Consider the following 12096-nt stretch of genomic DNA (forward strand, 5'->3'; position numbering starts at 1 on the left):
GTCGTCCTTTCGATGGTCCTGCTCCGTCCCCTGCGCCCTGGGGATCGTGCCGGGACCCCGGAAGGGCGGCGCCGGGCAACTCCCCACAACGGCGATAGGGATCAACACTCGGGGGACCGGAATTATTCAGGCTCGTGCGGCGTGGTGCCCGCTCCGACGTCGGCGTGGCGGGACATGGTCGCGGCGGCCCGGCGGACGGCGCCAACGGGGACGGTGGGGACCAGCTTGTCCAGGAAGGCGTACCTGCGGGCCAGAGAGGCGATGTAGGCCCCGCCGGTGCCCGCGGTGGCCCGTACGTCGTGCCACCAGTCGGCGATGTCCCCCCAGCCGGGCGCGGCGAGGGACCCGCCGAACTGCTGCACCGCCAGCGCCGAGCACACCCCGGCGAACGCCAGGCGGTCGGCCAGCGGCCAGCCCGAGAGCGTGCCGAGGACCATGCCCGCGCCGAAGACGTCGCCGGCGCCGGTCGGGTCGAGCGCGGTCACCCGCAGCGCCGGGACGTACGCCTCCTCGCCGGTCGTGGAGTCGATCGCCATCGCGCCGTTGGCGCCGTCGGTGACCACGGCCAGCGGGACCCGGTCGGCGATCTCGTACAGGGCCTCGCGCGGGGTCTCGGTGCCGGTGTACGCCATGGCCTCCACGGCGTTCGGCATGAAGGCGTGGCAGACGGCGAGCTGGTCGAGCAGGGTGGGGGACCAGGTCTCCGAGGGGTCCCAGCCGACGTCGGCGAAGATCAGCGCGCCGTCCTTGTGCGCGAGGTCGGCCCAGGTGCCGGTGTCGCCGCCGCCAAGCGGCTCCTCCACCGACAGCGGCACGATCACCGCGCTGGAGCGGGGCGGCCGGCCGATCATCTCGGTCGCGGCCATGGGCGGGGGATGGCCGTGGGTGACCATGCTGCGGTCGCGGTTCACGGCCATCGAGACCGTCACAGGGGAGTGCCAGCGCTGGAACCGGCGCGACCGGGACAGGTCGACGGACTCCTGCTCCGACAGGATGCGCCAGTTGAAGTCGGCGTAGTCGTCGTCGCCGAACGCGGCGGCCATGGAGGTGCGCAGGCCGAGGCGGCTGGAGGCGATCGCGAGGTTCGCGATGCCGCCCGGGCACGACCCCATGCCGTCGGCCCAGACCTCGGTGCCGGCGGCCGGCATCGCCTGGAGCCCCGTGAAGACGATGTCGAGGAAGACGGTGCCCGCCGTGAACACGTCGAACTCTGGCCCGTCCGGGCTGCGTTGATCGGCTAGTGGGTCGTACGCCTGGCCAGACACGGAGTGAGTCCTCCTCGACTGAGCGAAGATGTGCGCACTCTTGCACGTTTCGCCCGCCCAGATCAAGAGTTGGCGGGCGATGATGCTCATTTTTGCTTAGTGGCGCGCAAGGATGACTGATACCATCCTGGCTGTGCTCCAGCACGTCCGGCATGCCGAGATCATGCAGCGGGTCCGCCTCGCGGGCGCGACGAGCGTGCGCGACCTGGCCGCCCAGCTCGGCGTCAGCCCCTCGACCATCCGCCGCGACCTGGAGATCCTCGACCGCGACGGCACGCTCACGCGCGTGCGCGGGGGAGCGCTCGCGAGCGGCGGAGCGCCGGCCGACGACGACCTCGTCTCCGCGCGGGTCGCGAGCCCCGGCGAGCGCGACAAGGACGCCGTGGCCGCCCGCGCCGCGCGGCTCGTCCGCGACGGCGACGTCGTGCTGCTCGACATCGGCACCACCACCGTGCTGCTGGCCCGGCACCTGACCGGCCGCCGCGTCACCGTGGTCACCTCCAGCCTGGCCGTCGTCGACGTCCTGCGCGGCGACTCCGCCGTCGAGCTGCTGCTGCTCGGCGGCATGCTCCGCCGCGCCCACCACTCCTCGCTCGTCGGCGTGCTGACCGAGGAGGCCCTGCGCCAGGTGTCCGCCGACCGCGTCTTCCTGAGCGCCAGCGGCGTGCGCCCCGACGGGCAGGTGACCGACTCCACGATCGCCGAGGTCTCGCTCAAGCGGGCCATGATGGTGGCCGCCGGGCAGGTGGTCCTCCTGGTCGACCGGCACAAGTTCCCCGGCAACGGGGCCCTGCGGGTGTGCGGCCCCGAGGAGCTCGACGTGGTCGTGACGAACGACGGCGCCGACGAGCCGACCGTCCGCACCCTCACCGCGGCGGGCGCGCAGGTGCTGCTGACTTGAAGGAGCAGGTATGAGGCTGGCCATCCTCGGCGGCGGCGGTTTCCGCGTCCCGCTGGTCTACGGCGCGCTGCTGCGCGACACCGGCAGGCCGAGGGTCGAGGAGGTCGTGCTGTACGACGTCTCCGAGGAGCGCCTGACCGCCGTCGGCCACGTGCTCGCGCAGCTCGCGGCGGGGTATGACGACCCGCCGCGCGTGCGCGTCACCACCGACCTCGACGACGCGCTGCGCGACGCCACGTTCGTGTTCTCGGCGATCAGGGTGGGCGGGCTGGAGGGGCGCACCGCGGACGAGCGGGTCGCGCTCGACCTCGGCATCCTCGGCCAGGAGACCATCGGCCCGGGTGGCATCGCCTTCGGCCTGCGCACGATCCCGGTGGCCCTGCACGTGGCCGAGCGCGTCGCCGTGGTCGCGCCCCGGGCGTGGGTCATCAACTTCACCAACCCCGCCGGCATGATCACCGAGGCCATGCAGCGGGTCCTGGGCGACCGCGTGGTGGGCATCTGCGACTCGCCGGTCGGGCTGATCCGCCGGGCCGCCAGGTCGCTCGGCCTCGACCCCGCCCGCACCGCCCCCGACTACGTCGGGCTCAACCACCTCGGCTGGCTGCGCGGGCTGTCGTACGGCGGCCGTGACGTCCTTCCCGACCTGCTCGCCGACGACACGGCGCTCAAGCTGGTGGAGGAGGCGCGGCTGTTCGGCCCCGAGTGGGTGCGGTCGCTCGGCGCGCTGCCGAACGAATACCTGTACTACTACTACTTCACCCGGGAGGCCGTGGCCGCGATCGGCGGCGCGGCCCAGACCCGCGGTGAGGCGCTGCTCCAGCAGCAGGAGCGCTTCTACTCGGCGGTGCGCCGCGAGCCAGAGCACGCGCTGGCCGAGTGGCAGCGCGCCCGCAGGGAGCGCGACGCCTCCTACATGGCCGAGACCCGCGACACCGCCCAGGCGGGCGAGCGTGACGCGGCCGATCTGTCGGCCGGCGGGTACGAGGGCATCGCGCTCGCGCTGATGACCACCATCGCCAGGGGCGGCACCACCACCATGATCCTCAACGTCCGCAACGGCTCGGCGGTCGCCGGGATGCCGCCCGAGGCCGTCGTGGAGATCCCGTGCGTGGTGGACGCCGGCGGGGTGCGGCCGCTGGCGACCAAGCCGCTGCCCGGCCAGTTCCTCGGGCTCGTCCAGCAGGTCAAGGCCGTCGAGCAGCTCACCATCGAGGCGGCGGTGACCGGCTCGGCGGGCGTGGCGCTACGGGCGTTCGCCTCGCACCCGCTGGTCGACTCGGTCTCCGTGGCCCGCCTCCTGCTCGACGGCTACCGCGCCCGCATCCCCGAGCTCGCGTCGGTCCTGCCTCCCGCGCCCGGCGCGGCGCGTTAGCTCCTCGATGGGCCGGCGATGACAAGGTCGCCGTCAGGTCTGGATGATCGCGGCCTTCTCCCGCGTGTACGCGAGGACGGAGTCATGGCCGTAGCCGCTGTCCTTGACGCCGCCGAACGGCAGCCCGGGAGGCATCTGGCGGAAGGTGTTGACCCAGACCGTGCCGCTCTGCAGGTCGCGGACGAACCGGTGCGCCCGGCCGAGGTCGCGGGTCCAGACGCCGGCGGCGAGGCCGTAGGAGGAGTCGTTGGAGATGGCCAGCGCCTCCTCGTCGGTGTCGAAGGGGATGGCCACCGCGACCGGGCCGAAGATCTCCTCCTGGCACACGCGGAGCGAGTTGTCGGTGGTGGTGTAGAGCGTCGGGGCCACCCAGTAGCCTCCTGGCATCGAGGGGACCACCGAGGCGCCGCAGGTGCCGCCGAAGACCAGCTCGGCGCCCTCCTTCTCGGCGATCTCCAGATATCCGGTGACCCGCTCGTACTGGCCCGCCGACACGATCGGGCCCATCGTCGTCGAGAGGTCGAGCGGGTCGGCCAGCGTGAGGCCTGCGGCGATGGAGGCGACGCGCTCGATCATCTCGTCCCAGACGGGCCGCTGGATCAGGATGCGCGAGCCCGCGACGCACACCTGCCCGGCGTTGCCCGTGTAGACGGAGTTGACCGTTACGCCCTGGGCGGCGGCGTCCAGGTCGGCGTCCGCGAACACGATGTTGGGGGACTTGCCGCCGAGCTCGAAGGTGAGCGGCTTCAGCGAGTCGGCGCTGGCCCGCGTGATGGCCTGGCCCGTCTGGGTGGAGCCGGTCAGGCTGATCTTGGCGACCCCCCGGTGCCGTACCAGCGCGTCGCCGGCCTCCTCGCCGAGCCCGCTGACGATGTTCAGCACTCCGGGCGGCAGCACGTCCGCCAGCAGCTCGCCGAGCCGCAGCACGGACGCGCACGCCTGCTCGGCGGGTTTGACGATCACGGTGTTCCCGGCGGCCAGCGCGTACGCGGCCTTGGCCGAGAACGTCGAGATGGGGGAGTTCCACGGGATGATGCCCAGCACCACGCCGTACGGCTCGCGCCGGGTGAGGCCGAGCGTGTCGGGGCCGAGGATGACCGTGTCGCCCTTCACGGCGTCGAGGACGTCTCCCGCGGCGATCCGCCACAGATACGTCATGCCGGGCAGGTCCTTCTTCAGGGTGTCGCGCAGGATGCGGCCGTTGTCGCGCGTCTCGATCCGGGCCAGCTCGTCGGCGTTGGCCGCGAAGACCTCGGCCACCTCGCGCAGGAAGCCGGCGCGCCCGAGGGCGGGCATCGCCGACCAGCCGGGGAACGCCTTCCTCGCGGCGGCGACGGCGGCGTCCGCGTCGGCCCGGCCGCTCGCGGGGATCCGTGCCCAGACCTCGCCGGTCGCCGGGTTGACCGAGTCCAGCGTGCGGCCGTCCGCGGCGGGTGCCAGCGCGCCCCCGATCAGGTTGCGGTACTCCGCGATGCTCTCCGCCATCCTCAACTCCCGCGTCGGCCGGACCGGATCTAACCAAGCGATTAACCAAGCGATTAACCAAGCGTACGCTTGCTCAACAACATCCGGGAAGCCGTGCGATTCGGTCATCGGCCGGGCCGTTATCGGGCCTGACATATCACGGTTTATGATCAAGATTGGTTGCTGCTGTGGAATGACGGCTTTGCCGATTAATTTGGAGTTCCAGTCGTCCCACCTCCGACAGGAGAGCCCCGTGACCGAAAGCTCGTTGCCGCCCGGCGAGCCGCAAAAGATCGACACCACGGTCTCCCACTCGCCACGGATCTGGAACTACTGGCTCGGAGGCAAGGACAACTACCAGGTCGATCGCGAGGTCGGCGACCAGTTCCGCGAGGTCTTCCCCGACATCGTGGAGATCGCTCGCAGCTCGCGCACGTTCCTGTCGCGCGCGGTGACCTATCTGGCCGCGGAGGCGGGCGTCCGCCAGTTCCTGGACATCGGCACCGGGCTGCCGACCCAGGACAACACCCACGAGGTCGCCCAGCGGATCGCTCCGGAGTCCCGAATCGTCTATGTCGACAACGACCCGGTGGTGCTGACGCACGCCCGCGCCCTGCTCGTCAGCGCGCCGGAAGGCGTCACCCAGTACATCGACGCCGACCTGCGCGACCCCGAGACGATCCTGGAGGCCGCGGGCCGCACCACTCTGGACTTCGGCCGGCCGGTGGCCCTGATGCTGCTGAACATCCTCGGTCACGTCTCCGACATCGAGGAGGCGCGCTCCATCGTCAAGCGCCTGACCGACGCCCTGCCCTCCGGCAGCTACCTGGCGATCGCCGACGGCACCAACGTCGTGCGAGGGCCGGAGTTCGAGGCGGCGATCGCCATCTGGAACGCCAGCGGCTCGGTCCCCTACAACCTTCGCTCCCCGGAGCAGATCAGCGGCTTTTTCGACGGCCTGGAGCTCGTCGAGCCGGGCGTGGTCTCCTGCCCCAGCTGGCGGCCGGACCCCCACGAGAGCCAGTTCGTCCGCGAGGTGGACGAGTTCTGCGGGCTCGGGCGGAAGGCCTGACGGCCGCGCACGCGGGAACGGGACGGCACGTGCCTGGGGGGCACGTGCCGCCCCGCGCGCCGGGCGGTGCTCAGTGCACGCCGGCCCGGTCGCTCACCCCGTCGTAGCCCGGGGCGTCGCCGGCCGGCCGAGGGCCGCTACGACTCGGTGACCGGGGTTTCCTCGGTCGTCGTCTCCGCGGTGTAGACGCCCCACATCTTGGCGGACGACGGCTCGGTGTACGCCTTGCAGGCGAGTGACGTCTCGATGGAGGACTGCTGCTCCTTTATGTCGGGGAGGGCGCTCTGGCACGACGCCAGGGACTCGTACCCGCCCTTGATCAGGTCATCGGAAGGAGTGGCAGCGAGGGCCGCCGACGCGAGCGTCGCGGGTACGACGAGCGCGCCGCTCAGGGCGAGCGCTGCAAAGACGTTTCTCCTCATGGAGATCGACCTCCTCTCGTGCCGCCGAAGGTGGCGGCCAAATGAGAGCGTGACGCAGCGGGCGTCACCGGAGCATGACGCGTGCGTGACGGAGGTCAGCGCTCCGGCGACCCGGCAGGCTGCATGCTGACCCAATAAAACGGGACATATCGCCATCTACCGGGTACATAGCCGGGGAAGAGACGGCGACGGGAGGGCTGCTTACCAGACGACTCGCTTTCCACGCGGGAGGCAGCAGAACAATGGAGAGCGGCGACCGGCCCGTTCTGCGGGTCGACCTTCTGGGGGGTTTCCGGCTGCTGGCCGGGGGCGAGCAGGTGACGGTCTCGGGAGGATCCGAGCGCCTTCTGTCGTTCGTCGCCCTCTGCGGCCAGGCCGTGCCCAGGACTCTGATGGCAGGCACGCTGTGGCCCGACCGGCCCGAGCGGCGCGCGTACGCCAGCCTCCGGTCGGCGCTGGCGCGTCTCGAAGGGGTCGGACGGCAGATCCTCGACATCGGCGCGACCGAGGTACGCCTCAGGCCCGCCGCCGGGGTCGACGTGGACGAGGCCCGGTCGCTGGCCAGGCGCATCCTCGACCCGGGCACCCCGACGCCCGAACAGGACCTCAGCGCGGCCGCGGTGGAGACGCTGTCGGTCGACCTGCTGCCCGGCTGGTACGACGACTGGGTGGTCCACGAGGCCGAGGAGTGGCACCAGCTGCGCCTGCACGCCCTGGAAGCCCTGGCCGAGGACTTCATCAGGGCCGGCCGGTTCGCCGACGCGGTCGCCGCCGCCGGCGTGGCCGTACGGGCGGAGCCGCTGCGCGAGAGTGCCCACGCCGCGCTGATCCGCGCCCATCTCGCGGAAGGCAACCAGGCCGAGGCGCTCCGCGACTTCGAGCGCTACGAGCACCTTCTGGGCTCTGAGCTGGGACTCCGCCCGACACCGCTCGTGAGTGAGCTCGTCGCCGGCCTGCGCGCCATCGTCCATCGTTGAAACGCGGTCGCCCGCCCTCGAAAGCGTCGCGGCGTCGCCCCCTCGTCACGTTGGTGTCACGACACGGTGGCGCGGTGCCGGAAACCATGTGGTTCGACGAAAGGACGGTCACTCGGGACGGTCGACGACCACTACGGGTGGCCCGGACACAGAAGGAGTCGGCACATGGTAGGCAAGCGGCCTTTGACACTGCTCGGTCCGGCACTCGTCTCGCTCGCGCTCTGGCCCACCGCAGGAGTCGCGCAGGCCTCTGCCGTCCCGAGCCCGGCGACGGCGGTGGTCGCCGGCGCCGAGTACGGCGCGACGGCAGCGGGACTCCGCGTCATGCCAGGCGACGACGGTGACCGCGGCCGGTACGGCGACCACGGCAGATCCGAGCGGCGCGGCCGGTCGGAGATGCGGGACCATCGCGGCAGGTCCGAGCGACGTGGCCGGTCGGAGATGCGGGAGGACCGCGGTAGGTCCGAGCGACGCGGTCGGTCGGAGATGCGGGAGGACCGTGGCAGGTCCGAGCGGCGCGGTCGGTCGGAGATGCGGGAGGACCGTGGCAGGTCCGAGCGGCGCGGTCGGTCGGAGATGCGGGAGGACCGTGGCAGGTCCGAGCGGCGCGGCCGGTCGGAGATGCGAGACGATCGGATGCGGGACGACCGCATGCGGGACGATCGGATGCGGGACGACCGCATGCGGGACGACCGGATGCGGGACGACCGCATGCGGGACGACCGGATGCGGGACGACCGTGGCAGGTCCGAGCGGATCGGTCGGTCGGAGATGCGGGACGACCGCGACATGTTCTAGCGGCGCGGCCGCCAGGAGATGAGGAGGTACTGACCTGGTACCAGCGGACCTGAGCGGATACGCCTGGTCGCAAGAACAAGGGACATGGGTTACCGCCCATGTCCCTTCGGCGGCTCAGCGCATGGCCTTCCCCGTGGCAGGTGCCGTGGCGGTGGTGTGCGGTGTCGCCGTGACAGGGCTTCGGCGGGGGAGGAAGGACGCGAAGACCAGGGCGATGAGGGCCGCGCCGGCGCCGATGGCCATGACCACCCGGAAGCCGTCCGCGGACGGGAGGGTGACGGCGCCGAACGTGGTGGTCATCTGGGCCAGGACGACGCCGGCCACCGCGCCGGAGATCGAGGTCCCCATGGCCCGCATCAGCGTGTTGAGGCTGTTGGCGGCGGCCGTCTCCGACACCGGCACGGCCGCCATGAACAGGGCGGGCATGGCTCCGTACGCGAGGCCGATGCCGGCTCCGATCACGGCGGACACGAGCACGAGGTGCCAGATGGCCGACATCAGCGCGATGCTCAGGCCATAGCCGGCGGCGACCACGAGGGCGCCGAGCATCAGCGTCACCTTCGGGCCCTTGGCCTTCGAGACACGCGCGGACAGCGGCGCCATGGCCATCATCACCAGACCGGACGGCGCCAGCACCAGGCCCACGGTGAGCATCGTCTCTCCCAGGCCATAGCCGGTGGCCTTCGGCAACTGCAGCACCTGCGGGAGCACCAGGGACATCGCGAACATCGCGAACCCGAACACCGCGGACGCGAGGTTGGTGAACAGCACCTGCCGGCGAGCGGTGGTGCGCAGGTCCACCAGCGGCTGGCCGGTGCGCGACTCCCACCATCCCCACAGCAGGAGCACGGCGGCCGACGTGCCGAGCAGCCCCAGGGTCCGGGCACTGGCCCAGCCCCAGCCGGCGCCCTTGGAGATGGCCACCAGCAGGCAGAGCAGCCCGATCGACAATCCGGCCGCGCCCACCAGGTCGAAGCGTCCTCCGGTGCGGACGGCCGACTCCGGTACGAGTCTCAGCACCAGGACGGTGGCGAGGACGCCGAGGCACGCGGCCGTCCAGAACGGCGCGTGCCAGTCGGCGCGTTCGGCCAGGAGGGCGGCCGCGGGCAGGCCGAGAGCGCCGCCCACGCCCAGCGAGGCGCTCATCAGCGCGGTCGCCGCGCCGAGCCGTTCGCCTGGCAGTTCGTCGCGCATGATGCTGATCCCCAGCGGGATGACACCGGCCGCCAGACCCTGAAGAGCCCGTCCGACGACCAAGGGCGCCAGGGCGTCGCTGAGGGCGGCGACGGCAGAACCGGCCACCAGCAGGGCGAGGCTGAACAGGAGCATGCGTCGCTTGCCGTACATGTCTCCCAGCCGTCCCACCACCGGCGTCGCGACCGCGCTCGCGAGGAGCGTGGCGGTGACCGCCCAGGTGGTGTCGGACGCCGAGGCTCCGACGAGCGTGGGTAACTGGGGGACCAGCGGGATCACCAAGGTCTGCATGAGCGAGACCACGATCCCGGCCAGGGCGAGCACCACCACGATGGTGTTCGCCCGCGGTGGGCCGGCCGTTCGGGAGGATACCGCAAGGTCGTCTGGCAAGGCTGAAGCCTCCGGCGTGGGCGGTTGAGGTGCACGATGCCGCTCGATATTAAATCAAGCGCTTGACTTAAAGTTAACAGGCTGGGTTTACTGGCGGTGCTGAAAGTCGGTCCGGAGGAGGTCGTGGTGAGCCAAGGTGACGGCGAGCAGGTGCTGCACTACCCGATTCCCGGCGAGGCGGCGCTGGAGCCACCGGCTGAGTGGGCGCGGCTGCGGCAGCGGTGCCCGGTGGCGCGAGTGAAGCTGCCCAGCGGTGACGAGGCGTCGCTGCTGACTCGCTACGAAGACGTCAGGCGGGTGCTGTCCGATCCGCGGTTCACCAGGCAGCTGAACGCGGAGGACGCGGCCCGGCTCTCCGACAGCGAGTCGGGGGGCGTGTTCAACACCGAGATGGCGATGGCGATCCCGCAGGGCGGGGAGGGGCATCAGCGGTGGCGGCGCCAGGTCGGCAAGTGGTTCACGGCCAAGCGGATGGCGGCGCTGCGCCCGGTGATCGAGGCGATGGCCGAGCGGCTCGTCGACGACATGGTCGAGCTCGGTCATCCGGCGGATCTCAAGGCGAGCCTGGGTTTCCCGCTGCCGGTGTACGTGATCTGCGATCTGCTCGGGGTCCCCGCCGCCGACCGGGACAGCTTCGCCTACTGGTCCGACACGTTGCTCAACCTGACACGGTACGGCCAGGCGGAGATCGACGCGGCGCAGGCCGAGTTCGTGGAGTACATGGCCGCTCACGTGGCCGCCAAGCGGGCGGAGCCGGGTGACGATCTGCTCGGCGAGCTGATCAGGGGCACCGACGCCGAGGGCGGCGGGTTGTCCGACGGGGAGCTGGTGGCCACCGGCATGGCTCTGCTGGTGGCCGGGCACGAGACCACGGCCAACATGATCGGGAAGATGGCCGGCATGCTGCTGGCCGACCGGCGGCGCTGGGAGCGGCTGGTGGCCGACCCGTCACTGGTGCGCTTGGCGGTGGAGGAGGCCCTGCGGTTCGACGCGAATTCGGGGTTCGGCATGCCGCGCTACCTGGGCGAGGAGACCGAGATCGGGGGGACGCTGCTGCCGCGCGGCACGACGGTGGTGTGCAGTATGGCGGCGGCCAACCGCGACGAGAGCGTCTTCGACGGCGCGGGCGACATGGATCTCGGCCGCAGCCCGAACCCGCACCTGGCCTTCGGCGCCGGAGCGCACTCGTGCCTTGGGCAGGCGCTGGCCCGCACCGAGCTGCAGGTCGTGCTCGAGGTGCTGGTGCGCAGGCTGCCGTCCCTGGACCTGGCCGTCGCGGTGGAGGATCTGCGCCGCCTCGACGGGCTGGTCGTCGGCGGGCTGCGCGAAGTTCCGGTGCGGTGGTGACCATGGGCGGCAGGACCGTGCGAGCCGAGCGGGCCAGCGCGACGCGGGAGCAGATCCTGGAGGCGGCCGAGCGGCTGTTCGCCGAGCACGGGGTGTTCGCCGTGTCCAACCGCCAGGTCAGTGAGGCCGCCGGGCAGGGCAACAACGCCGCGGTCGGCTACCACTTCGGCACGAAAGCGGACCTGGTGCGGGCGATCGTGCGCAAGAACGCCGAGCGGATCGAGCACATCCGCGGGCGGATGCTGGCCGAGGCCGGCGACTCCGCCGAGGTGCGTGACTGGGTGGCCTGCCTGGTGCGTCCGGTCAGCGAGCATCTGGCCGCCATGGGCAGCCCGACCTGGTTCGCCCGGTTCGGCGCCCAGGTGATGACCGACCCCGCACTGCGCGACATCATGATCGACGAGGCTCTCACCTCGCCCACGCTCGTGCGGATCGTCGACGGGCTGCACCGTTGCCTTCCCGCGCTGCCGGTCGAGGTGCGGGCCGAGCGCGGCGACATGACCAGTCACCTGATGGTGCACGTGTGCGCAGAGCACGAACGCGCCCTGGCCCACGGCAGGCCGACCCCTCGCTCCAGCTGGCACGGCGTCGCGACCGGGCTGATCGACGCGATCGTCGGGCTGTGGTCGGCGCCCGTGACGCCGGACGTGCACGCCGGCCTGAAGCAGGAAGGACGTGGGCAGTGAAGATCAGCGTGGACGAGGGCAAGTGCTGCGGCGCGGGCCAATGCGTGCTGCTCGTGCCAGAGGTGTTCGACCAGCGCGAGGACGACGGCATCGTGGTCCTGCTGGCGGCGGAGCCCGCCGAGAACCTGCGGGCGAGGGTGCGTGAAGCCGCCGCCGTCTGTCCAGCGGCCGCCATCGAGCTGAGCGAGAGCGTGTGAACGATCCC

General features: G+C 71.6%; 12 protein-coding genes. 8 read left to right on the forward strand and 4 right to left on the reverse strand.

All coding sequences use genetic code 11. The features are described from left to right. Window positions 1-122 precede the first annotated feature (122 nt). On the reverse strand, window positions 123-1265 hold the full coding sequence (locus tag ACOZ38_RS12530) for a PfkB family carbohydrate kinase (protein ID WP_424530540.1): 1143 nt from the start codon (window positions 1263-1265) through the stop codon (window positions 123-125). A gap of 112 nt (window positions 1266-1377) precedes the next feature. Between ACOZ38_RS12530 and ACOZ38_RS12535 the strand changes: the two genes are divergently transcribed. Then, the gene (locus tag ACOZ38_RS12535; protein ID WP_424530542.1) at window positions 1378-2166 is read left to right on the forward strand and encodes a DeoR/GlpR family DNA-binding transcription regulator; all 789 of its coding nucleotides are present in this window, start codon (window positions 1378-1380) and stop codon (window positions 2164-2166) included. Window positions 2167-2176: 10 nt separating this feature from the next. After that, complete coding sequence (locus ACOZ38_RS12540; protein WP_424530544.1) at window positions 2177-3541, forward strand: 6-phospho-beta-glucosidase; 1365 nt, start codon at window positions 2177-2179, stop codon at window positions 3539-3541. Between the two features lie 33 nt (window positions 3542-3574). Here the strand turns inward: ACOZ38_RS12540 and ACOZ38_RS12545 are convergent, their stop codons facing one another. Beyond that, a complete protein-coding gene (locus tag ACOZ38_RS12545; protein WP_424530546.1) occupies window positions 3575-5026 on the reverse strand; it encodes an aldehyde dehydrogenase family protein in 1452 nt (483 codons plus the stop codon). A 232-nt stretch (window positions 5027-5258) separates the two neighbouring features. On the opposite strand from ACOZ38_RS12545, the gene ACOZ38_RS12550 reads away from it, so the two are divergent. Beyond that, window positions 5259-6077, forward strand: a complete 819-nt coding sequence (locus tag ACOZ38_RS12550; RefSeq protein ID WP_405146512.1) for an SAM-dependent methyltransferase — start codon at window positions 5259-5261, stop codon at window positions 6075-6077. 137 nt (window positions 6078-6214) lie between these two features. Here ACOZ38_RS12550 and ACOZ38_RS12555 read toward each other — a convergent pair whose 3' ends face one another. Further along, window positions 6215-6499, reverse strand: a complete 285-nt coding sequence (locus ACOZ38_RS12555) for a hypothetical protein (protein WP_424530548.1) — start codon at window positions 6497-6499, stop codon at window positions 6215-6217. Between the two features lie 242 nt (window positions 6500-6741). Between ACOZ38_RS12555 and ACOZ38_RS12560 the strand changes: the two genes are divergently transcribed. Together ACOZ38_RS12560 and ACOZ38_RS12565 are read left to right on the forward strand one after the other, a co-directional pair. Next, window positions 6742-7476 carry an AfsR/SARP family transcriptional regulator gene (locus tag ACOZ38_RS12560; RefSeq protein WP_424530550.1) on the forward strand — a complete coding sequence of 245 codons (735 nt, stop codon included), beginning with the start codon at window positions 6742-6744 and terminating at the stop codon, window positions 7474-7476. A 165-nt stretch (window positions 7477-7641) separates the two neighbouring features. Next, window positions 7642-8274, forward strand: coding sequence for a hypothetical protein (locus tag ACOZ38_RS12565; protein WP_424530551.1), 633 nt, complete (start codon window positions 7642-7644; stop codon window positions 8272-8274). Between the two features lie 114 nt (window positions 8275-8388). Here ACOZ38_RS12565 and ACOZ38_RS12570 read toward each other — a convergent pair whose 3' ends face one another. Next, window positions 8389-9858: an MFS transporter gene (locus tag ACOZ38_RS12570; RefSeq protein ID WP_424530553.1), complete on the reverse strand. Its 1470-nt coding sequence runs from the start codon at window positions 9856-9858 to the stop codon at window positions 8389-8391. A gap of 126 nt (window positions 9859-9984) precedes the next feature. Between ACOZ38_RS12570 and ACOZ38_RS12575 the strand changes: the two genes are divergently transcribed. From ACOZ38_RS12575 to ACOZ38_RS12585, 3 genes are read left to right on the forward strand one after another with little or no spacing between them, the layout of a single operon-like run. After that, window positions 9985-11205 (forward strand): cytochrome P450, encoded by a 1221-nt coding sequence (locus ACOZ38_RS12575; RefSeq protein ID WP_424530555.1) that lies wholly within the window; start codon window positions 9985-9987, stop codon window positions 11203-11205. A gap of 2 nt (window positions 11206-11207) precedes the next feature. Beyond that, window positions 11208-11891, forward strand: a complete 684-nt coding sequence (locus ACOZ38_RS12580) for a TetR/AcrR family transcriptional regulator (RefSeq protein ID WP_424530556.1) — start codon at window positions 11208-11210, stop codon at window positions 11889-11891. Further along, window positions 11888-12088, forward strand: coding sequence for a ferredoxin (locus tag ACOZ38_RS12585; protein WP_424530558.1), 201 nt, complete (start codon window positions 11888-11890; stop codon window positions 12086-12088). Before ACOZ38_RS12580 ends, ACOZ38_RS12585 begins: the two co-directional genes overlap by 4 nt. The last annotated feature ends 8 nt before the right edge of the window (window positions 12089-12096 follow it).

Origin of the sequence: Sphaerisporangium viridialbum (assembly GCF_049674955.1) — a bacterium.
GTDB classification, from domain to species: Bacteria; Actinomycetota; Actinomycetes; order Streptosporangiales; family Streptosporangiaceae; genus Sphaerisporangium; species Sphaerisporangium viridialbum.

What these genes read in the sequence shown, in the direction of transcription:
- ACOZ38_RS12535 (WP_424530542.1), top strand. Translation starts at nt 1,378, where the DNA reads ATGACTGATACCATCCTGGCTGTGCTCCAGCACGTCCGGCATGCCGAG.
- ACOZ38_RS12540 (WP_424530544.1), top strand. Translation starts at nt 2,177, where the DNA reads ATGAGGCTGGCCATCCTCGGCGGCGGCGGTTTCCGCGTCCCGCTGGTC.
- ACOZ38_RS12545 (WP_424530546.1), bottom strand. Translation starts at nt 5,026, where the DNA reads ATGGCGGAGAGCATCGCGGAGTACCGCAACCTGATCGGGGGCGCGCTG.
- ACOZ38_RS12555 (WP_424530548.1), bottom strand. Translation starts at nt 6,499, where the DNA reads ATGAGGAGAAACGTCTTTGCAGCGCTCGCCCTGAGCGGCGCGCTCGTC.
- ACOZ38_RS12560 (WP_424530550.1), top strand. Translation starts at nt 6,742, where the DNA reads ATGGAGAGCGGCGACCGGCCCGTTCTGCGGGTCGACCTTCTGGGGGGT.
- ACOZ38_RS12565 (WP_424530551.1), top strand. Translation starts at nt 7,642, where the DNA reads ATGGTAGGCAAGCGGCCTTTGACACTGCTCGGTCCGGCACTCGTCTCG.
- ACOZ38_RS12580 (WP_424530556.1), top strand. Translation starts at nt 11,208, where the DNA reads ATGGGCGGCAGGACCGTGCGAGCCGAGCGGGCCAGCGCGACGCGGGAG.